A 20,794-nucleotide genomic window follows, 5' to 3' on the forward strand; every position below is an offset into this window, starting at 1 on the left:
ACTGGCCAGGCGGCCATCTGCCTTGTTTTCAACTCAAGTTTAGCTATCTGACCATGGTTTTGTTATAACCGGCTCAAACATATTAGATTTTTATGCGTTAGCTCTCATTTGCTGACGTTTGCGCGCTGCATATGGGTATCTGGAAGCGGAGAAGGCTTGCCGATGGGCAGTTTTTTATAAAAATAAAACCAATGTAATCATTGTGATAAAATTAAACTGTGGGTTAAATTAAAAATGGTTTGATAAACCACTTGTGCTTGTCGTTGTTTTATGAGTAAATGCAAGTCGGCCTGTGATACAGACCTATTTATGTTCGAGTTTAGATTTAGATGTTGAGTTATGCAGTTCCTTCAAAGTCGTTATCTTTCGATTCCGCTTCAAAGACGAACCTTCTAAGTATCTCCCATAAGTAATGTTTCTGAAAACGGCCACCATTGCCTTATGGCAGATTTTGTAAATATATTTAAAGGTAAAAGTAATGTCTAAGAAGACTGGTCAAGTTAAGTGGTTCAACGAGAGCAAAGGTTTTGGTTTCATTGAGCAACACGACGGCGGTAAAGACGTATTCGTACACTTCTCCGCAATCATGACCGACGGTTTCAAGACTCTGGCTGAAGGCCAGCGTGTCGAGTATACCATCCAGGACAGCCCGCGCGGGCCGGCTGCCGCCAACGTTGTTGCTCTGTAATCACAGTCAATAGCGTAAACGTTCTTAATACAACCGGGACACGGGCACTATTGCCACTCCCTGCGGAAGATATTAAGTACACCAAGCCCGCCGTAGTGCGGGTTTTTTAATTTTTTGCTCACGAGAGGTTTGTTACGAAAAACTTTAGGATGGGCTGGTAGCGTCCCGACAATAATAAAAATGACGTTGTCATGGATGCTCAAGTAAAAGGATAGAATCTATGTTTAAAAATACCGTGTTAAAAATGGGCCGAGTGAAATGGTATGACCAAGCCGAAGGCTATGGCGTTATTTCTCCGGTTGATGGTAGTGACGAAATTTATGTTAGCCGCCGTGCTATCGCCAATACCAAAAATAAATCGTTAAACGAAGGTCAGAACGTCGAGTTCTCGATCTACCGCAGCTCTCACGGGCTGTCCGCCGCAGACGTCATCGCGTTCTAAGGCACTCCTTCCTCGCCAGTGCCGGTGCCGCCACCCCCAAGCACTGGCGAAGAAAAATCCCCCAAATTCCACTATCATCAGGCGATTGCCAAATCACCTGGATGTCCGCATGCCAATACCACAAATTTCGCTCGCCGCTGCCCGCTCGCTGCATCTTGCCGCTCAGGGCCTGCTGGTTCCCAGCAAACGCAAAGCCAGACCTGACGATGTGATTGCCGCCATTCGGCGCATGGGATTATTGCAGATCGATACCATCAGCGTGGTCGCACGCAGCCCGTATCTGGTGCTGTTCAGTCGATTGGGCGCCTATTCTCCCGAGTGGCTGGAGCAGGCGTTAGCGGGGCGCCAGCTGTTTGAATATTGGGCGCACGAAGCCTGTTTCCTGCCGATTGAAGATTTTGCGTTATTGCGCCACCGCATGCTGGATCCGCAGGGTATGGGCTGGAAATATTCTCAAGCCTGGGTCGACAAACATCAGACTGCGATTGACGATTTGCTGGCATACGTGGCTGAGCAAGGCCCGGTGCGTTCAGCCGATTTCAACGCCGAAAAAAAGGGCAGCAACGGCTGGTGGGACTGGAAACCAGAAAAACGCCATCTGGAGATTTTATTTACCGCCGGCCGGCTGATGGTGGCCGAACGCCGTAATTTCCACCGCGTTTACGATCTTACCGAACGTCTGTTACCGGATTGGCACGATGCTACCCAGGCACTGCCCGCGGCGGCGGCACGTGAGGAGATGTTGACTCGTAGCTGCCGTTATCTGGGCATTTTCAAGCCGGAGTGGCTGGCGGATTACTATCGCCTGAAGCGAGTATCGCCGCAAAAACTACTGGATCGCCTGACGCGAGCTGACGAAATCATGCCGGTACAGGTCAGCGGGCTCGACGGCACATGCTATGTGCACCATTCGCTGGCGCAGCAATTGGCGCTGGCGCAACAGGGCAAATTGAAATCTAGCGTCACCACGTTACTGTCGCCCTTCGATCCGGTGGTGTGGGATCGCCGCCGCGCCCAGCAGCTGTTCAATTTTGAGTACCGGCTCGAATGCTATACGCCGAAAGAAAAACGGCAATATGGCTATTTCACGTTGCCGGTGCTGCAGCGTGGTGAATTGATTGGGCGTATTGATGCAAAAATGCACCGTCGCAAAGCGGAGTTTGAAGTCATCAGTTTTCATACCGAGCCACAGGTACGTATGGGGCGGCAGCGTTGTCAGGATGTTTTTCAGGCGATCGAGCGAATGGCCAAATGGCATGGCGCCACGCGGGTCACGCTGGGGGAGATACCGGCTTCGGTCCGTAGCGAATGGGGCAGCGGTTGGGACGTGGGATAACGAACGACGTTGTTATGGGGGGGTAAAACGAGTGACAGCGCCGTTCGTTACAAGCTGAGCCTCAGTTGCTGAAATTGGCAAACAGGGCGATGATTTTGTGAATACGTTTCATCATTTGCAGGTATAATATTAATTATGTGATGCGTGTCACATAATTTACACCGATGCGGTGCGTAATACAACCGTAAAACCCGCTTGGGGAAAAGAGCAGCAGTTGCATCACCGATGATTAACCTGCCGCTGGACGATATGCTATTCTGTTGCACTTTCCTGATGTCACATTCCCCGCATGGAGGAAGCATGGATCACCGTTTACTCGAAATCGTTGCCTGCCCGGTCTGCAACGGAAAGTTGTACTTCAATAAAGAAAATCAGGAGCTGGTGTGTAAGCTGGACGGTCTGGCCTATCCGTTACGCGACGGTATCCCGGTGCTGCTGGAAAATGAGGCGCGTACGCTGCCACTGGACGAGAAACACGCATGAGTTTTATCGCTATCATTCCTGCTCGTTATGCATCCAGCCGTTTGCCGGGCAAACCGTTGGCAGACATCCACGGTAAACCGATGGTGGTACACGTGATGGAGCGCGCGCGCGAGTCCGGCGCCGCTCGCGTGATTGTTGCCACCGATCATCCCGACGTTGCCCGCGCGGTAGAAGCTGCCGGCGGTGAAGTCTGCATGACCAGCCCGGATCACCATTCCGGCACCGAGCGTCTTGCAGAGGTGATCGAGCATTACGGTTTTGCCGACGATCAGATCATCGTCAACGTGCAGGGTGACGAGCCGCTGATCCCGTCGGTGATTGTTCGGCAGGTGGCCGAAAACCTGGCCAGCAGCAGCGCCGGCATGGCAACCCTGGCGGTACCGATCGAAACGGCGGAAGAGGCCTTTAATCCCAATGCGGTCAAGGTGGTAATGGACGAGAAAGGCTACGCGCTGTACTTTTCACGGGCCACCATCCCGTGGGATCGTGAGCGTTTTGCCCAGAGCAGGGAACAGATCGGCGACAGCCTGCTGCGACATATTGGTATTTATGCCTACCGCGCCGGGTTTGTACGCCGTTATGTCAGTTGGGCGCCGAGCCCGTTAGAACAGATCGAACTGTTGGAGCAGCTGCGAGTGCTGTGGTACGGCGAAAAGATCCACGTCGCGGTGGCCAAGGCCATTCCAAGCGTCGGCGTCGATACGCCGGACGATTTACAACGCGTGCGCGACAGCCTACGGCGTTAAGTCGCTATGCCCAGCGCCGTCGGTACGCCCGTGCCGGCGGCAGATCCCCCTGCGTTATCCCCGTTTTATTGATCTGCGTTGAGGAATTTTCCCGTTCATCGTTCGATGATGTAAGGCGTTCTCTACGATTTCGTGAGGTTTAGCCTAAGTGGAACAGTTACGTGCCGAACTGAGCAGAGTACTGGGTGAGCCAGTCAGCCGGCTGGAGCGTGTCAGTGAACAGCCGTATGCACACCTGTATTCGCTGTACGATCGGCAGGGGCATGCCATCCCATTGGTGGCGAAGAGCTTTGTCTGCGCGGGTATTGCCCAGCAGGAGGCCTACAAGCTGTCGATGCTGGCACGGGAAGGTGACGTGCGCCTGCCGGCGGTATTCGGCGTGATTTACACCCAACAGGCGCCATACTCTGAGGTGTTGCTGATTGAGCGCTTGCGCGGCGTTGCCGTTGAAGCGCCTAGCCGCACGCCGGATCGTTGGCATATGCTGATGGAGCAGATCGTCGACGGCATGCTGGCCTGGCATCGCATCGACAGCCACGGCTGCGTCGGCACCGTCGACAGCACACAGGAAAACGATTGGTTCTGTTGGTATCAGCAACGGATAGAAGTGCTGTGGTCCACCCTTAACAACCAGGATTCTCGCCTGCTTACCATGGCCGACCGCCGATTGCTGTACCGCACGCGTGAGTCATTGACCCATTTTTTCGTCGGATTTGACGACCCTTGCGTGCTGGTACACGGCAATCTGTCGCTGCGCAGCATGCTCAAGGATGCCAAAACCGATCAACTGTTGGCGATGATTAATCCCGGCATGATGCTGTGGGCGCCGCGAGAATATGACCTGTTCAGACTGTGCGAGGCGGGGATGCCCAGCCAGCTGCTGTTCCATTACCTACGGCGAGCGCCGGTGGCGGAATCCTTTCTGGCGCGGCGCTGGCTGTATGTCATCTGGGAAGCGATGGGGCGCATGATTCACACCGGTAAACTGGATCGGCCGCAGTTTGACGTTGCGTCGCAGCAGTTAATGCCGTGGCTGGCCGGCTGACGAGCCTTGATCCACCGCCGGCGCTGCATCCTGTCCCTTTAATCGCTGCCACAGGCTGCCGAGCGTTTCATACCAGGCGCGCTCGCTGTGTCCGAGGAACATGGCCGAAGGCATCACCCGATCCCAGATATTGAGCGGTGAGGCGATCGCCAACTGATTGGCCGGCGCCGGGATCGGTTGCAATCCCTGTGCTTCAAAGAAACGCATCGCACGCGGCAGATGATTGGCCGAAGTCACCAGAATAAACCGCTGCTTGCCAACCAGTTGCGCCACCTGCATCGCTTCCTGTTCGGTGTCGAGCGGCCGATCCAGCACCACTATATCGCTGCGTGGCACGCCAAGGCTGGCCGCAACCCGCGCCGCGGTTTCCGCATTGCTGAGGGTATTGGCGCCGCGCGCGCCGGTAAACACCATTTTTGCCCCCGGGTGGCTCAGGTAAAGCCGCACCCCTTCGGTAACGCGCGGTAAACTGTTGCCAATCAGATTGGAGCTCGGCGCCCATTGCGGATTGAAAGTATAACCTCCCCCCAAAACCACGATATAATTCACCGGGTCATTACCGTTATAGGTAACATATTCTGACTCAATAGGTCGCAGCAGTCGATCGGCCACCGGTTGCAGACTGAAAAGCAGTAAAAATAGCCAGCTCAGACTGAGAATCACTTTGGCGCTTTTTTGCCAACGGGTAAACCACAGCAGCAATAAGGCCAGAGCCATCAGCAGCAAGAGCGCGGGCAACGGCATCAAAATGGCGCCGATAAACTTTTTCAGGGTAAACAGCATCAGAAATCAGGTCCTTTTGGGCGAAAAAACGACATCCGGGCGCAATCAGGCCGCAAGAAGATTTATTCTATGCCAGTCTGTGCCAAAATAGCAGGTTTGAATGGGCGGGTGCGTTGCCCCACGCCAAAAGAACATCAGCGGAGCCGTTGTCCAATGCACGATCGCAATTTTGACGATATTGCTGAAAAGTTTGCGCGTAACATTTACGGCACCACCAAAGGGAAGATTCGCCAGGCGGTGGTGTGGCAGGATCTGACCACGTTGCTGGCGCAGTTGCCGCCGCGGCCATTGCGCATCCTTGACGCCGGCGGCGGCGAGGGCCATATGGCCTGCCAACTGGCAGAATTAGGACATCAGGTGTTGTTGTGCGATCTTTCTGGTGAGATGATCCAGCGCGCGGCGCAGTTGGCCGAGCAAAAAGGTGTGAGCCAGAACATGCAATTCATACAAAGTTCGGCTCAGGAGATCGGCCAACATTTGGAACAGCCGGTCGATCTGGTATTGTTCCATGCTGTGCTTGAATGGATTGCCGAGCCGCAGGCGGCATTAAAAGCGCTGTACGACTGCCTGCTGCCCGGCGGCGCGCTGTCGCTGATGTTTTTCAATGCCAACGGCCTATTGATGCGCAATGTGGTATTGGGTAACTTTCAGTTGGTCAACCCGGAAGTCAGACGCCGCCGCAAGCGCTCGTTGTCGCCACAATACCCGCACAGCCCGCCGCAGGTTTACGGCTGGCTGGAGAGCCTGGGAATGCGCATCGGCGGTAAGACCGGGGTGCGGGTGTTCCACGATTATCTGCAGAGCAGGCAATTGCAGACACAAAAATTTGAAGAATTACTGGCGCTTGAACAACACTATTGCCGGCAGGAGCCGTATGTGAGTTTGGGGCGCTATATTCACGTCATGGCGCATAAACCAAACCTGAAGGACGAACTATGAGTGAATTTTCCCAGACTGTACCCGAACTGGTCGCCTGGGCACGGAAAAATGATTTCTCTATTTCGCTCCCTACGGAGCGTCTCGCGTTTCTGCTCGCCATCGCCACCTTGAACGGCGAGCGACTGGACGGCGAGATGAGCGAAGGTGAGCTGGTTGATGCATTTCGCCATGTCAGCAAAGGGTTTGAACAGACGCATGAAACGGTAGCGATCCGCGCCAACAATGCGATAAACGACATGGTGCGCCAGCGCCTGTTGAACCGGTTTACCAGCGAACTGGCGGACGGCAACGCCATCTACCGCCTAACGCCGCTCGGTATCGGTATTACCGATTACTATATCCGTCAACGCGAGTTCTCTACCCTGCGTCTGTCGATGCAGCTGTCGATCGTGGCGCAGGAGCTGAAGCGCGCCGCCGACGCCGCCGAAGAAGGCGGAGATGATTTCCATTGGCACCGCAACGTGTTTGCACCGCTGAAATATTCGGTGGCTGAAATCTTTGACAGCATCGACATGACCCAGCGAGTGATGGATGAACAGCAGCAGGGGGTAAAGGAAGACATCGCCGCGCTGCTCAACCAGGATTGGCGCGCCGCGATCTCCAGTTGCGAAATGCTGCTGTCGGAAACCTCCGGCACGCTGCGCGAACTGCAGGATACGCTGGAAGCGGCAGGGGACAAGCTGCAGGCCAATCTGTTGCGCATTCAGGATGCCACGCTGGGGGAGATGGAGCTGGGCTTCGTCGACAAGCTGGTGTTTGACCTGCAAAGCAAGCTGGATCGTATTATCAGTTGGGGTCAGCAGGCGATCGATCTGTGGATCGGCTACGACCGCCATGTGCACAAGTTTATCCGTACCGCGATCGACATGGATAAAAACCGCGTATTCGCCCAGCGTCTGCGTCAATCGGTGCAAAACTATTTCGACAATCCGTGGACGCTGACGCATGCCAATGCCGACCGTCTGCTGGACATGCGCGATGAAGAGCTGGCACTGCGCAGCGATGAAGTGACCGGCGAACTGCCGCCGGATCTGGAGTTCGAAGAGTTCAGCGAGATCCGTGAACAGCTGGCTGCGATGATCGAACAGGCGCTGAAGGTTTATCAGGAACAACAGTTGCCGCTCAATTTAGGGGCGGTAATGCGCGATTATCTGGCGCAATATCCGCGTGCGCGTCATTTTGACGTAGCACGCTTAGTGGTCGACCAGGCAGTGCGCCTTGGTGTGGCTGAAGCTGATTTTTCAGGGTTGCCGGCGCAATGGCAGGCAATCAATGATTACGGAGCCAAGGTACAGGCCCATGTCATCGACAAATATTGAACACATCATGCCAGTGAAACTGGCCAAGGCATTGTCTAACGCGCTGTTCCCGGCGCTTGACAGCCAACTGCGTGCGGGTCGTCATATCGGCATCGATGAGCTGGACAACCACGCCTTCTTAATGGATTTTCAGGACGAGCTGGAAATATTTTACGGCCGCTACAGCGTGGAGCTGATCCGCGCGCCGGAAGGGTTCTTCTATCTGCGACCGCGCTCCACCACGCTGATCCCGCGTTCGGTACTGTCCGAGCTGGACATGATGGTGGGCAAGATACTCTGCTATCTCTACCTGAGCCCGGAGCGCCTGGCGCATGAAGGTATCTTCAGCCACCAGGAACTGTATGACGAACTACTGAGCCTGGCGGATGAAAACAAACTGTTGAAGTTCGTCAATCAGCGCTCAACCGGCTCTGACCTGGATCGCCAGAAACTGCACGAAAAAGTGCGCACCTCGCTGAACCGCCTGCGTCGTTTGGGCATGGTCTATTTCATGGGCGGCGACAGCAGCAAATTCCGTATCACCGAAGCGGTGTTCCGCTTTGGCGCGGACGTGCGCAGCGGAGACGATCCACGTGAGGCGCAGTTGCGCATGATCCGTGACGGTGAAGCGATGCCGGTGGAAAATAGCCTGCTGCTGAATGACGAGTCGGACAGCGAAGATCCATCGACGGACCACACCCCGGACAGTGCAGAGGATGAACAGGAATGATTGAACGCGGTAAATTTCGCTCACTGACGCTGATTAACTGGAACGGTTTCTTCGCCCGCACTTTTGATCTGGATGAATTGGTCACCACGCTTTCCGGTGGCAACGGCGCCGGTAAATCCACCACCATGGCGGCGTTTGTTACGGCATTAATCCCGGACCTGACGCTGCTGCACTTTCGCAATACCACCGAAGCTGGTGCCACCAGCGGTTCGCGCGACAAAGGCCTGCATGGCAAATTGCGTGCCGGGGTGTGTTATTCCACCCTCGACGTGGTTAACTCGCGTCACCAGCGGGTGGTGGTGGGGGTTCGTTTGCAACAGGTTGCCGGCCGCGATCGCAAGGTCGACATCAAGCCGTTCACCATCCAGGGGCTGCCGACGTCGGTCCAGCCGACCGAAATTCTGACCCAGACGGTGGGCGAGCGTCAGGCACGCGTACTGTCGCTACAAGAATTAAAAGAACGCGTCGAAGAGATGGAAGGGGTGCAGTTCAAACAGTTCAACTCGATCACCGACTATCACTCGCTGATGTTTGACCTGGGCGTGATCCCGAAACGTCTGCGTTCCTCGGCGGATCGCAGCAAATTCTATCGTCTGATCGAAGCCTCGCTGTACGGCGGGATTTCCAGCGCCATTACCCGCTCGCTGCGTGATTACCTGTTGCCGGAAAACAGCGGCGTGCGCAAGGCGTTTCAGGATATGGAAGCCGCATTGCGCGAAAACCGCATGACGCTGGAAGCGATTCGCGTCACCCAATCCGACCGTGACCTGTTTAAGCACCTGATTTCCGAAGCCACATCCTACGTGGCGGCGGACTATATGCGTCACGCCAATGAACGGCGCATCCATCTGGATGGCGCGTTGGTGCTGCGCAACGATTTGTTCGGTAGCCGCAAGCAGCTGGCCGCCGAGCAGTATCGCCACGTGGAAATGGCACGTGAGCTGGGTGAGCAAAGCGGTGCCGAATCGGATTTGGAAACCGACTACCAGGCGGCCAGCGATCACCTGAACCTGGTGCAGACCGCAATGCGCCAGCAGGAAAAGATCGCGCGTTACGAAGCCGACCTGGAAGAGCTGACCTACCGGCTGGAAGAACAGAACGAAGTGGTGGCGGAGGCCAGCGAACAGCAGGCGGAAAACGAAGCACGCGCCGAAGCGGCCGAGCTGGAAGTGGACGAGCTGAAAAGTCAGTTGGCCGATTACCAGCAGGCACTGGACGTGCAGCAAACGCGTGCCATCCAGTATCAGCAGGCGTTACAGGCGTTGGAGCGCGCGCGCGCGCTGTGCCAATTGCCGGAGCTGAGCGCCGAAAACGCCGAGCAGTGGCTGGAAACCTTCCAGGCTCGCGAGGAGGAGGCAACCGACGCCTTGCTGAAGCTGGAGCAGAAGCTGAGCGTGGCCGATGCCGCTCACAGCCAGTTTGAGCAGGCCTATCAGCTGGTGTGCAAGATCGCCGGCGAAGTCAGCCGCAGCGAAGCCTGGCAAACCGCGCGCGAGCTGTTGCGCGATTGGCCTTCACAGCAGCATCAGGCGGAACGCGTACAGCCGTTGCGCCTGCGCCTGAGCGAACTGGAACAGCGCCTGCGTTCGCAGCAGGACGCCGAGCGTTTGTTGCAGGAGTTCTGCAAACGCCAGGGGCGAGATTACCAGCCGGACGAGCTTGACGCCTTGCAGCAAGAGTTGGAGGAACGACTGGAGTCGCTGTCGCTGAACGTCAGCGAAGCCGGCGAACGGCGGATGGAAATGCGCCAGGAACTGGAGCAGATCCAACAGCGTATCAAAGAGTTGACCGTGCGCGCGCCGGTATGGCTGGCGGCGCAGGATTCACTGGGCCAGTTGAGCGAACAGAGCGGCGAGCCGCTGGAAAACAGCCAGCAGGTTACCGAGTACATGCAGCAGTTGCTGGAACGCGAACGTGAAACCACGGTTGAGCGTGATGAAGTGGCTGCCCGCAAACGCGAGATCGACGCACAAATCGAACGTCTCAGCCAGCCGAGCGGCGCGGAAGACCAGCGTCTGGTGACCCTGGCTGAACGCTTCGGTGGCGTATTGCTGTCTGAAATTTATGACGATGTAACCATCGACGATGCGCCGTACTTCTCGGCGCTGTACGGCCCGTCACGTCATGCGATCGTGGTACCGGATCTGTCGCTGGTTCGCGAGATGCTGGAAGGTCTGGAAGATTGCCCGGAAGATCTCTATCTGATCGAAGGGGATCCACAGTCGTTCGATGACAGCGTGTTTGCCGTTGAAGAACAGGAAAAAGCGGTGGTGGTGAAAATCGCCGACCGCCAATGGCGTTATTCCCGCTTCCCGGAAGTGCCACTGTTTGGCCGCGCGGCGCGTGAGCAGCGTCTGGAAGTGTTGCACGCAGAGCGCGAATCGTTGGCTGAACGTTATGCCAACCTGTCGTTCGACGTGCAGAAAACCCAGCGCTCTCACCAGGCATTCAGCCGGTTTATCGGCACACACCTGGCGGTGGCGTTTGACGCCGATCCGGAAGCGGAAATTCGCACGCTCAACGGCCGTCGCAACGAAATCGAACGTGCGCTGAATAATCATGAAGCGCAGAACCAGCAGCAGCGTCAGCAATACGAGCAGGCAAAAGAAGGCATTTCGGCGTTGAACCGTCTGACGCCGCTGGTTTCCTTGCTGAATGACGACACCTTGCCGGATCGGGTGGAAGAGCTGCACGAAGAGCTCGAGGAAGCGCAGGATGCTGCGCGTTATCTGCAACAGCATGGCGTATCGCTGACCAGGCTGGAACCGCTGGTATCGGTGTTGCAAAGCGATCCCGAACAGCACGAGCAGCTGCAGCAGGATTACCAGCAGGCGCAGAGCGTACAGCGTCAGGCCAAGCAACAGGCGTTTTCCCTGACTGAAGTGGTGCAGCGTCGTGCACACTTCAGCTACACCGATTCCGCCGGTATGCAAAATGCCAACAACGATCTTAACGACAAGTTGCGTCAGCGGCTGGAGCAGGCAGAAGCGGAGCGCAGCCGTGCCCGCGATCGGCTGCGCCAGTATCAGACCCAGTTTACCCAGTACAGTCAGGTGCTGGCGTCGCTGAAAAGTTCCTACGACGCCAAACGCGACATGCTGAAAGAGCTGAGCCAGGAACTGGTCGACATCGGCGTACAGGCCGATGCCAACGCCGAAGCGCGTGCGCGTCAGCGCCGTGACGAACTGCATGCTGCGCTGAGCAATAACCGCGCCCGTCGTAACCAGCTGGAAAAACAGCTGACCTTCTGCGAAGCGGAAATGGACAGCCTGCAGAAGAAACTGCGCAAGCTGGAACGCGATTATCATCAGTTGCGTGAGCAGGTGGTGACCGCCAAGGCCGGCTGGTGCGCAGTGATGCGCATGGTGAAAGACAACGGCGTCGAACGCCGTCTGCACCGTCGTGAACTGGCTTATATGGACGGCGACGAACTGCGCTCGATGTCGGATAAGGCGCTGGGTGCATTGCGTCTGGCGGTTGCGGACAACGAGCATCTGCGCGACGTGCTGCGCCTGTCGGAAGATCCGAAGCGGCCTGAACGTAAAATCCAGTTCTACATCGCGGTGTATCAGCACCTACGTGAGCGTATTCGTCAGGATATCATTCGTACCGACGATCCGGTCGAGGCCATCGAACAGATGGAAATCGAACTGGGCCGATTGACCGAAGAGCTGACGGCACGTGAACAAAAACTGGCGATCAGTTCCAAGAGTGTGGCGAACATCATTCGCAAAACCATTCAGCGCGAACAGAACCGTATCCGCATGCTCAACCAGGGCTTGCAGGCAGTATCCTTTGGTCAGGTGAAGAGCGTACGTTTGAATGTCAACGTGCGCGAAGCCCACGCCACGCTGCTGGATGTGCTGTCAGAGCAGCAGGAACAGCACCAGGATCTGTTCAATAGCAACCGGCTGACCTTCTCCGAAGCGCTGGCCAAGCTGTATCAGCGCCTGAACCCGCAAATTGATATGGGTCAGCGCACGCCGCAAACCATCGGCGAAGAGCTGCTGGATTACCGTAACTATCTGGAACTGGAAGTCGAAGTATTCCGTGGTTCCGACGGTTGGCTGCGGGCCGAAAGCGGCGCCTTGTCTACCGGTGAAGCGATCGGTACCGGCATGTCGATCCTGGTGATGGTGGTTCAGAGCTGGGAAGAAGAGTCGCGCCGCCTGCGCGGCAAGGATATTTCGCCGTGCCGTCTGTTGTTCCTGGATGAAGCCGCGCGTCTGGATGCCAAATCCATCGCTACGCTGTTCGAACTGTGCGACCGACTGGAAATGCAGCTGATCATCGCGGCGCCGGAAAATATCAGTCCGGAAAAAGGCACCACCTATAAACTGGTGCGTAAGGTGTTCCAGAATCAGGAACACGTCCACGTGGTCGGCCTGCGCGGCTTTGCCGCAGAACCGCTGGCGGTGGGGACCAACCCGGCGGAGGCGCCGCAGGCATAAGCCAAAAGCGTCCTTAAAAATCTGAAAATAGCCGCCTTGGGGTGGCTATTTTTTTTCGGGACGAGGATGATAGTGCGTTTTTGGCCGCCGACAACCATCGGCTAGCTTAATGAAATAAACAGTAATTCTGTGCTGTCTGAGAGCAAAGCAGCCTTTCTGTTTGTATACTTGGATTAAGCAGTAAACTTTGATGTATTTTTGTGAGCATACAGGGGGCAAGGGATGTTGCTTATAAAAGGAAGCACTGTACGACGTCTGGCGCTGAGTTGCGCAATTGCAGGTAGTTTTGCCGCGTCGTTACCCGCATGGGCCACCGTGCCGGCGTTTCCCGCCGCGTCCTCCAGCATGTCGGTCGCGCAAAGCCGTTCCGAACTGGTTGCGGCGTTGCCTGGCGGCGTGACACCGCACTACCTTTCAACCTTGGCGCCGTTGTATGCGGCCAATCAGATGCAGCCGATGTGGCAGGATCGCGAGGCGGTGCAGCAGTTCCAGCAACAATTGGCGGAACTGGCCATTTCTGGCATACAGCCGCAGTTTACCCAATGGGTCAGGCAACTGACCGATCCGGCCATCAGCGATATGGGCCGGGATATCGTCCTGTCCGACGCCATGCTCGGTTATCTGCAGTTTGTGTCGTCAATCGGCGCCAACGGCAACAACTGGTTATACAGTAATATTCCGTACAAACTGGCCACGCCGCCGGGTACCGTCATCAACCAGTGGCAGTTGGCGGTGCGGCAGGGCAAGGCGCAGGCGTACGTTGAGTCGCTGGCGCCACAGCACCCGCAATATGCCAAAATGCATCAAGCGCTGCGTGACATGTTGGCCGATAGCCGCCCCTGGCCGCGACTGGCTAATGGGCCGAGCCTGCGACCGGGCGAGATCAGCAACGATATCCCCGCGCTGCGTGAGATACTGCAGCGTACCGGCATGATGAGCGATATTCCCGCCGCCAGTCTGCCTGCGCAACAGCCGACGGTGGTTAATCGCGCTGCCGCACCGGTGGCGGATGACGATTTATCCGTTGATGAAGAAGCGCTGCGCGAGAACCGCGGCACGGTGGTCAGCCCGTCGGCGGCGCCGGTGGATAATATCACTGCGCCCACCGACGGCGCGCTATTGCAGCAGCCGCCAGCAGCGGCATCGATGGCTGACAATCTGTATTCCAGCGAACTGGTCGAGGGTGTGAAGCGCTTTCAGAAATGGCAGGGGCTGAGTACCGACGGGATCATCGGCGTGCGGACGCGCGAATGGCTGAACGTGTCGCCGCAAATGCGAGCGTCGCTGCTGGCATTGAACATTCAGCGGCTGCGTATCCTGCCAGGACGCGTCAGCAACGGCATCATGGTCAATATTCCCAACTATTCACTGGTCTATTACCAGAACGGCAATGAAGTGCTGTCGTCGCGGGTGATCGTTGGTCGCCCCAGCCGCAAGACGCCGATGATGAGCAGCGCATTGAATAATGTGGTGGTTAACCCGCCGTGGAACGTACCGACCACGCTGGTGCGTGAAGACATCGTGCCGAAAGCGATGCGTGACGCCAACTATTTCCGTAAACACGGCTATACCGTGCTTTCCGGCTGGAGCAACGATGCCGAAGTGATTGATCCGTCAATGATTGACTGGAATATGGTATCAGCGCGCAACTTCCCGTATCGCATTCGTCAGGCACCGGGCGCCACCAACTCGCTGGGTCGTTTCAAATTCAATATGCCCAGTTCGGATGCCATCTATCTGCACGATACGCCGAATCATAATCTGTTCCAAAAGGATATCCGTGCGCTCAGTTCCGGTTGCGTTCGGGTAAATAAGGCGTCCGATTTGGCCAATATGCTGTTGCAGGATGCCGGTTGGAACAATAGCCGCGTTTCTTCAACCCTGAAACAGGGAAATACCACCTATGTCAATGTACGTCAGCATATCCCGGTTAAATTGTATTATTTAACCGCCTGGGTATCTGATGACGGAAAGCCACAATTCCGTACAGATATTTACAATTACGATAATACGGTGAGATCCGGCGCACAAATTTTGGCTCAGGCCGAAAAATTAATGCAATAAATGCAGTAATTATAAATAAATAACGGTCAGAATATCGGACCATATGGCCGGCGCCCAGACTCTGGGGGCCGGTAAACCGCGGGACATCACGGGTTGACTCAGCCTGCGTAGGCGGTTATGGTTCGGGCAGTGCGCTTTTTTGTGCATATTTTTTTGATATTCTTGCCGGGTTTGACAGAAACATGGACAAAATAGATCATCACCGCCGTAAGTGGTTAACGTTAGGTACGGCTGCCATGGGTATAGCGCTGCTCCCAGGGCAAGCATTTGCCAGCCTTTCAACTTCTCGCCCACGTATTCTGGTAGTAAATAACCTGCATACCGGAGAATCGCTTAAAGCCGAATTCTTTGATGGCAAAGGTTATAATAAAGAAGAGCTGGCTCGTCTAAATCATCTTTTCCGCGATTACCGTGCAAATAAAGTGAAATCGATAGACCCGCGTCTGTTCGATCATTTATATCGTTTGCAGGGCCTGCTCGGAACCAGCAAACCGGTTCAGTTAGTCTCTGGTTATCGTTCTCTGGGGACCAATAATGAACTGCGATCGCACAGCCGCGGTGTGGCCAAGCACAGCTACCATACCAAAGGGCAGGCGATGGATTTCCATATCGAAGGTATCCAACTGAGTAATATCCGCAAGGCCGCGTTAAAAATGCGTGCGGGTGGTGTAGGATATTACCCACGTAGCAACTTTGTACACATTGATACCGGCCCGGCTCGGACCTGGTAATCATGCAGTACGCTGATTGACGCGCCGGCCGGCAGGTTCGGCGCCGTGGCTGTTGGAGCTTTATGAACTATAAAATTATTCCCGTTACCGCGTTTAGCCAGAACTGTACGTTGATCTGGTGTGATGAGACACGTCAGGCGGCGTTGGTCGATCCCGGCGGCGAAGCGGAAAAACTGCAGGCGGCGGTGGCGGAGGCCGGCGTGACGCTGACGCAAATCCTGCTGACGCATGGTCATCTTGACCACGTCGGCGCTGCGGCGGAGCTGGCTGAACACTATCAGGTGCCGATCTACGGCCCTGACAAGGAAGACGCCTTCTGGCTCGATGGCTTGCCGGCGCAAAGCCGCATGTTTGGGCTGGAAGAGTGTGTGCCGCTAACGCCAACCCGCTGGCTGGCGGAAGGCGATACGGTACAGGTTGGTGCCATGACGCTGAAGGTACTGCATTGCCCGGGGCATACGCCGGGGCATATCGTTTTCATCAACGATGAAGCTCGTCTGGCACTGGTGGGCGATGTGCTGTTCAACGGCGGAGTGGGGCGCACGGACTTCCCTCGCGGCGATCATCAGGCACTGATCAACGCTATCCATAGCAAATTACTGCCGCAGGGCGACGATATGGCGTTTATTCCCGGCCATGGCCCTATGTCGACCTTCGGTCAGGAGCGCCTGCATAACCCGTTCCTGCGCGAAGAACCGGCAGTCTGGTAATCTGCCAGCGGCAGAAAACCAAAGGGGCGCATTGGCGCCCCTTTTTCGTTCGTTACCGGCCGGTGATTACAGCACGGCGACGATGGCTTCACACAGTGGCGCCATATTGTCTGGCGTCATGCCTGCCACGTTGACGCGACCGGAGTTTACCGCATACACGCCAAACTCATCGCGCAGACGCAGCACCTGTTCTTTGGTCAGGCCGCTGAACGAGAACATGCCGTTCTGGTTGATGATAAAGCTGAAATCCTGCTCCGCTCCCTTTTCCTGCAGGGTATTGACGAACAGCTGGCGCATGCGATGGATGCGTTGACGCATGTCGGTCAGTTCCTGCTCCCAGATGGCGCGCAATGCCTCATTGCTCAGGATGGTCGCTACCACCGCGGCGCCGTGTGAAGGCGGGTTGGAGTAGTTGGCGCGAATCGCCGCTTTTACCTGGCTAAAGGCACGATCGGCGGTGTCGGCATCCGCAGCGACGACGGTGCAGGCGCCTACGCGTTCGTTATACAGGCCAAAGTTCTTCGAGTACGAGCTGGCGACGATCAGTTCCTGATGCTTGGCCGCGAAAATACGCAGGCCCTGAGCGTCTTCTTCCAAGCCGTTGGCAAAGCCCTGATAGGCGAAGTCGAACAGCGGCAACCAGCCACTTTTGGCGGAAAGCTCGGCCAACTGGCTCCATTGTTCCGGCGTTGGATCGATGCCGGTCGGGTTGTGGCAGCAGCCGTGGAATACCACTACGTCGCCAGCTTGCGCCTGTTTCAGGCTGTTAATCAGACCGTCAAAGTTCAGCGCATGGTTGTCGGCATCATAATAATCATATTCCAGCACTTCCAGGCCGGCAGCACTAAACACGTTTTTGTGGTTTGGCCAGCTTGGGTTGCTGATCCAGACGCGCTTGGCGCTGGTCTGGTTGGCGATGAAGTCACCGGCAACGCGCAGACCACCGGTGCCGCCTGGCGTTTGCGCGGTGCGGGCACGCTTGTCGCTGATGATGGCGCTGTCTTTGCCGAACAGCAGTTCCTGCGTGCAGGTGGCGAACGCCGGGATGCCTTCAATACCGAGATAATTTTTGGTGGTTTCGTTTTCCAGCAGGTACTGCTCGGCTTTTTTCACGCTGGTCAGCACTGGCGTTTTGCCAGTTTCGTCTTTATAGACGCCGATACCCAGGTTGATTTTGTTCGGACGGGCGTCCGCGCGGAAAATATCGGTCAAACCCAGAATGGGATCGGCTGGTGCAGCGGTGATCTTTTCAAACATGTCAGATGCTTCCATGGCTTAGAGTTAAGCAGTCAGAGGCATCAGGGTAGCGCCAGTTATGCGCTTTGCCAACCGTTTGCGAGAAAAACACCTCGATCTTGTGATGGGCGCATATTCAGCACAAAAAATGACGGAAAAAGGCCTTCAGGCAGGATAAAAATTTAAACGGTGGCAACAAACAAAAACAGGGCCGAAGCCCTGTTTGATTAACTTGTCCGGCAGCGAACCGCCGTTAAGCGAGTAACGAATTAGAACTGGTAAACCAGACCAACAGCAACAACGTCGTCGGTAGAGATGGCGTTGGCTTTGGTGAATTCGTTTTCGTCCAGCAGGTTGATTTTGTAATCAACGTAGGTAGACATGTTTTTGTTGAAGTAGTAAGTGGTACCTACAGAAACGTATTTAACCAGATCTGCATCGCCGCCATTGAAGGTTGCGTTGTTAGCAGAACGGCCAGCCAGTTGCTTGCCTTTGGACTGCAGGTAAGACACTTCTGGACGCAGACCGAAGTCGAACTGGTACTGTGCGGTGACTTCGAAGTTCTGGGTTTTGTCAGCGATGGTGTTGTACGCTTCGCCGTAAGGAGTCATGTTACGGGTTTCTGAGTACATGGCTGCCAGGTACACGTTGTTAGCGTCGTATTTCGCGCCCACGGTCCATGCATCAGCCTTGTCACCACGTGCGGTAGACTCACGGGTCTGGGCATCGGTACGGTCGGAAGATGCGTATGCCGCACCCACGCTCACGCCGGAATCCAGGATGTCATAAGTAGTAGACAGGCCCCAACCGTCGCCGTTTTGTTTTTTCAGCTCGCGACCGTCGTTTTCGTTTTTGCCCTGGTACTGAACGGCAAAGTTCCAGCCGTCAACCAGACCGAAGAAGTTGTTGTTACGATAAGTCGCAACGCCGTTGGTACGGCCGGTCATGTAGTTGTCGGTAATGGTGTAGGTGTCGCCGCCGAACTCTGGCAGCATATCGGTCCAGCCTTCCACGTCGTACAGAACGCCGTAGTTACGGCCGTAATCGAATGAACCGTAGTCAGCAAATTTCAGACCCGCGAAGCCCAGACGAGTCTTGGTGCCTTCGGTGCCTTGAGATTCAGCGTGGTTAGCCTGAACGTTGTATTCCCACTGGCCGTAACCGGTCAGTTGGTCAGTAATCTGAGTTTCACCTTTGAAGCCGAAACGAACGTAAGATTGGTCGCCGTCGTCGCCTTTGCTGTCAGAGAAGTAGTGCAGGCCGTCAACTTTACCGTACAGATCCAGCTTGTTGCCGTCTTTGTTATAGATCTCAGCTGCGTTTGCTGCACCAGCAGCCAACAGAGCTGGAATTACCACTGCAAGAATGTTGCGCTTCATCATTATTACCCTCATTGGTGTTATTCGGACACCTTGCCACTGCCGCCAATAATTCTTTTGGAACTATTGTTGATAGATTGGTGTCGTCCTGTGTCTGCACGCAGTGTTCCATTCACCGTCGGGTTAATCTAGAGCGAAAATGCTACTAATATCGCAATCAGGTTTCAATAGGAAACAATGTGTAACAAGATATTAATGAAAGGGAACTTTGTGACGCAGGTCAATAATAAAAAATGCGAAAGGCCAGCGAGGCTGGCCTTTGTTTTGTAACAAAATGGTGTCGAAACTGTTTAGCGTCGTTAATTAGAAGCTGGCGTTTCGTGGCGTGCGTGGGAATGGAATCACATCACGAACGTTCTGCACGCCGGTCACATAGGCGATTAAACGTTCAAATCCGAGGCCGAAACCGGAGTGCGGAACGGTGCCGTAACGGCGCAGATCGCGATACCACCAGTAGTCTTCCTTGTTCAGACCCATCTCTTCCAGACGCTGATCGAGCACATCAAGTCGCTCTTCACGCTGCGATCCGCCGATGATTTCGCCAATTCCCGGCGCCAGAACATCCATCGCCGCGACGGTTTTGCCATCTTCGTTCATACGCATATAGAAGGCTTTGATGTCCTTCGGATAATTCTTGACCACTACCGGGGCCTTAAAGTGTTTCTCGGCCAGATAACGCTCGTGTTCAGACGACAGGTCAATGCCCCAGGATACCGGGTTTTCAAAGGTTTGACCGGACGCCAGCAGGATCTCGACGGCGTCGGTATAGTCAACCTGGGCAAAATCAGAGGTAACAAAGCGTTTCAGACGTTCAACCGCGTCTTTATCTACCCGCTCGGCAAAGAACTGCATGTCATCGGCACGTTCATCAAGCACGGCCTGGAAGACATACTTCAGCATACTTTCCGCCAAGCCGGCAACGTCATCCAGCGAGGCGAAGGCCACTTCCGGCTCGACCATCCAGAACTCGGCCAGGTGACGGCTGGTGTTGGAATTTTCCGCACGGAAAGTCGGGCCGAAGGTGTAAACTTTTGATAACGCGCAGGCGTAGGTTTCGCCGTTCAACTGGCCGGAAACGGTCAGGAAGGCCTCTTTACCGAAGAAGTCCTGGCTGAAGTCGACAGCGCCCTTATCGTCGCGCGGCAGGTTTTCCAGATCCAGCGTGGAGACGCGGAACATTTCGCCGGCACCTTCGGTATCGGACGCGGTGATCAGCGGCGTGGATACCCAGAAATAGCCGTTTTCATGTAAGAAACGATGGATCGCCTGTGCCAGCGTATGACGGACGCGTGCGACTGCGCCGATCAGGTTGGTGCGTGGGCGCAGGTGGGCCACTTCGCGCAGATACTCAATGCTGTGACGTTTGGCAGCCATTGGATAGGTATCCGGATCGTCCACCCAACCAACCACCTTGATGGCGGTCGCTTGCAGCTCAAAGCTCTGGCCTTCGCCAGGGGAGGCCACCACCTTGCCGGTCACTTCAACCGAACAGCCTGTCGTCAGGTGCAGCACTTCATCCTGATAATTCGGCAGAGAATTATTAACGACGGCCTGTAACGGATCAAAGCAGGAGCCGTCATAAACGGCGAGGAAGGAGATACCAGCTTTAGAATCTCTCCGGGTACGTACCCAGCCGCGCACGGTGACTTCACTGTCAACCGCAGCACGACCTTGCAGCACGTCGCATACAGGCACTACGCTCATAGATTTCTCTCTTTAATTGATTTGATGAA

The 20,794-nt window shown here is 55.5% G+C and carries 17 protein-coding genes; 13 read left to right on the forward strand and 4 right to left on the reverse strand.

Features of this window, described 5'->3' with window-relative positions; translation table 11 throughout:
• The first annotated feature begins 478 nt into the window (after positions 1-478).
• The 6 genes from cspE to AC2AXP_RS03850 all read left to right on the forward strand — a co-directional run bounded on the left by cspE (position 479) and on the right by AC2AXP_RS03850 (position 4,740).
• The gene (gene cspE, locus AC2AXP_RS03825) at positions 479-688 is read left to right on the forward strand and encodes a transcription antiterminator/RNA stability regulator CspE (RefSeq protein ID WP_004928244.1); all 210 of its coding nucleotides are present in this window, start codon (positions 479-481) and stop codon (positions 686-688) included.
• Positions 689-908: 220 nt separating this feature from the next.
• Entirely contained in the window at positions 909-1,130 is a 222-nt protein-coding gene (locus AC2AXP_RS03830) for a cold-shock protein (RefSeq protein WP_004964790.1), read from the forward strand.
• Positions 1,131-1,239: 109 nt separating this feature from the next.
• Positions 1,240-2,466, forward strand: a complete 1,227-nt coding sequence (locus tag AC2AXP_RS03835) for a winged helix-turn-helix domain-containing protein (protein ID WP_004964787.1) — start codon at positions 1,240-1,242, stop codon at positions 2,464-2,466.
• A 300-nt stretch (positions 2,467-2,766) separates the two neighbouring features.
• On the forward strand, positions 2,767-2,949 hold the full coding sequence (locus AC2AXP_RS03840; RefSeq protein ID WP_039992255.1) for a Trm112 family protein: 183 nt from the start codon (positions 2,767-2,769) through the stop codon (positions 2,947-2,949).
• Positions 2,946-3,695, forward strand: a complete 750-nt coding sequence (gene kdsB, locus AC2AXP_RS03845; RefSeq protein ID WP_004964780.1) for a 3-deoxy-manno-octulosonate cytidylyltransferase — start codon at positions 2,946-2,948, stop codon at positions 3,693-3,695. The genes AC2AXP_RS03840 and kdsB overlap by 4 nt, the downstream gene beginning before the upstream one ends.
• 148 nt (positions 3,696-3,843) lie before the next feature.
• Positions 3,844-4,740, forward strand: coding sequence for a YcbJ family phosphotransferase (locus tag AC2AXP_RS03850; protein WP_004964779.1), 897 nt, complete (start codon positions 3,844-3,846; stop codon positions 4,738-4,740).
• Here the strand turns inward: AC2AXP_RS03850 and elyC are convergent.
• The gene (gene elyC, locus AC2AXP_RS03855) at positions 4,717-5,523 is read right to left on the reverse strand and encodes an envelope biogenesis factor ElyC (protein ID WP_004964774.1); all 807 of its coding nucleotides are present in this window, start codon (positions 5,521-5,523) and stop codon (positions 4,717-4,719) included. The genes AC2AXP_RS03850 and elyC overlap by 24 nt on opposite strands.
• 153 nt (positions 5,524-5,676) lie before the next feature.
• On the opposite strand from elyC, the gene cmoM reads away from it, so the two are divergent.
• The 7 genes from cmoM to AC2AXP_RS03890 all read left to right on the forward strand — a co-directional run bounded on the left by cmoM (position 5,677) and on the right by AC2AXP_RS03890 (position 16,446).
• Positions 5,677-6,462: a tRNA uridine 5-oxyacetic acid(34) methyltransferase CmoM gene (gene cmoM / locus AC2AXP_RS03860; protein ID WP_004964771.1), complete on the forward strand. Its 786-nt coding sequence runs from the start codon at positions 5,677-5,679 to the stop codon at positions 6,460-6,462.
• Positions 6,459-7,781 carry a chromosome partition protein MukF gene (gene mukF / locus AC2AXP_RS03865; protein ID WP_004964768.1) on the forward strand — a complete coding sequence of 441 codons (1,323 nt, stop codon included), beginning with the start codon at positions 6,459-6,461 and terminating at the stop codon, positions 7,779-7,781. The genes cmoM and mukF overlap by 4 nt, the downstream gene beginning before the upstream one ends.
• Positions 7,762-8,490: a chromosome partition protein MukE gene (mukE, locus tag AC2AXP_RS03870; protein ID WP_039992254.1), complete on the forward strand. Its 729-nt coding sequence runs from the start codon at positions 7,762-7,764 to the stop codon at positions 8,488-8,490. The genes mukF and mukE overlap by 20 nt, the downstream gene beginning before the upstream one ends.
• Entirely contained in the window at positions 8,487-12,941 is a 4,455-nt protein-coding gene (gene mukB / locus AC2AXP_RS03875; RefSeq protein WP_484381421.1) for a chromosome partition protein MukB, read from the forward strand. Before mukE ends, mukB begins: the two co-directional genes overlap by 4 nt.
• Positions 12,942-13,163: 222 nt before the next feature.
• A complete protein-coding gene (gene ldtD / locus AC2AXP_RS03880; protein WP_039992253.1) occupies positions 13,164-15,005 on the forward strand; it encodes a L,D-transpeptidase in 1,842 nt (613 codons plus the stop codon).
• 182 nt (positions 15,006-15,187) lie between these two features.
• Positions 15,188-15,736 (forward strand): peptidoglycan L,D-endopeptidase MepK, encoded by a 549-nt coding sequence (gene mepK / locus AC2AXP_RS03885; RefSeq protein ID WP_004964757.1) that lies wholly within the window; start codon positions 15,188-15,190, stop codon positions 15,734-15,736.
• 62 nt (positions 15,737-15,798) lie between these two features.
• Positions 15,799-16,446, forward strand: a complete 648-nt coding sequence (locus AC2AXP_RS03890; RefSeq protein WP_371901493.1) for an MBL fold metallo-hydrolase — start codon at positions 15,799-15,801, stop codon at positions 16,444-16,446.
• A 66-nt stretch (positions 16,447-16,512) separates the two neighbouring features.
• Here AC2AXP_RS03890 and AC2AXP_RS03895 read toward each other — a convergent pair whose 3' ends face one another.
• The 3 genes from AC2AXP_RS03895 to asnS all read right to left on the reverse strand — a co-directional run bounded on the left by AC2AXP_RS03895 (position 16,513) and on the right by asnS (position 20,765).
• Positions 16,513-17,703, reverse strand: a complete 1,191-nt coding sequence (locus AC2AXP_RS03895; protein WP_273867406.1) for an amino acid aminotransferase — start codon at positions 17,701-17,703, stop codon at positions 16,513-16,515.
• 248 nt (positions 17,704-17,951) lie between these two features.
• Positions 17,952-19,064 (reverse strand): porin OmpC, encoded by a 1,113-nt coding sequence (gene ompC / locus AC2AXP_RS03900; protein ID WP_039992251.1) that lies wholly within the window; start codon positions 19,062-19,064, stop codon positions 17,952-17,954.
• 300 nt (positions 19,065-19,364) lie between these two features.
• Positions 19,365-20,765 (reverse strand): asparagine--tRNA ligase, encoded by a 1,401-nt coding sequence (gene asnS, locus AC2AXP_RS03905; RefSeq protein WP_004964750.1) that lies wholly within the window; start codon positions 20,763-20,765, stop codon positions 19,365-19,367.
• Between the last annotated feature and the right edge of the window lie 29 nt (positions 20,766-20,794).

The sequence above is a fragment of the Serratia sp. Sp408 genome (assembly GCF_057180665.1).

What these genes read in the sequence shown, in the direction of transcription:
- cspE (WP_004928244.1), top strand. Translation starts at nt 479, where the DNA reads ATGTCTAAGAAGACTGGTCAAGTTAAGTGGTTCAACGAGAGCAAAGGT.
- AC2AXP_RS03830 (WP_004964790.1), top strand. Translation starts at nt 909, where the DNA reads ATGTTTAAAAATACCGTGTTAAAAATGGGCCGAGTGAAATGGTATGAC.
- AC2AXP_RS03835 (WP_004964787.1), top strand. Translation starts at nt 1,240, where the DNA reads ATGCCAATACCACAAATTTCGCTCGCCGCTGCCCGCTCGCTGCATCTT.
- AC2AXP_RS03840 (WP_039992255.1), top strand. Translation starts at nt 2,767, where the DNA reads ATGGATCACCGTTTACTCGAAATCGTTGCCTGCCCGGTCTGCAACGGA.
- kdsB (WP_004964780.1), top strand. Translation starts at nt 2,946, where the DNA reads ATGAGTTTTATCGCTATCATTCCTGCTCGTTATGCATCCAGCCGTTTG.
- elyC (WP_004964774.1), bottom strand. Translation starts at nt 5,523, where the DNA reads ATGCTGTTTACCCTGAAAAAGTTTATCGGCGCCATTTTGATGCCGTTG.
- cmoM (WP_004964771.1), top strand. Translation starts at nt 5,677, where the DNA reads ATGCACGATCGCAATTTTGACGATATTGCTGAAAAGTTTGCGCGTAAC.
- mukF (WP_004964768.1), top strand. Translation starts at nt 6,459, where the DNA reads ATGAGTGAATTTTCCCAGACTGTACCCGAACTGGTCGCCTGGGCACGG.
- mukE (WP_039992254.1), top strand. Translation starts at nt 7,762, where the DNA reads ATGTCATCGACAAATATTGAACACATCATGCCAGTGAAACTGGCCAAG.
- mukB (WP_484381421.1), top strand. Translation starts at nt 8,487, where the DNA reads ATGATTGAACGCGGTAAATTTCGCTCACTGACGCTGATTAACTGGAAC.
- ldtD (WP_039992253.1), top strand. Translation starts at nt 13,164, where the DNA reads ATGTTGCTTATAAAAGGAAGCACTGTACGACGTCTGGCGCTGAGTTGC.
- mepK (WP_004964757.1), top strand. Translation starts at nt 15,188, where the DNA reads ATGGACAAAATAGATCATCACCGCCGTAAGTGGTTAACGTTAGGTACG.
- AC2AXP_RS03890 (WP_371901493.1), top strand. Translation starts at nt 15,799, where the DNA reads ATGAACTATAAAATTATTCCCGTTACCGCGTTTAGCCAGAACTGTACG.
- AC2AXP_RS03895 (WP_273867406.1), bottom strand. Translation starts at nt 17,703, where the DNA reads ATGTTTGAAAAGATCACCGCTGCACCAGCCGATCCCATTCTGGGTTTG.
- ompC (WP_039992251.1), bottom strand. Translation starts at nt 19,064, where the DNA reads ATGATGAAGCGCAACATTCTTGCAGTGGTAATTCCAGCTCTGTTGGCT.
- asnS (WP_004964750.1), bottom strand. Translation starts at nt 20,765, where the DNA reads ATGAGCGTAGTGCCTGTATGCGACGTGCTGCAAGGTCGTGCTGCGGTT.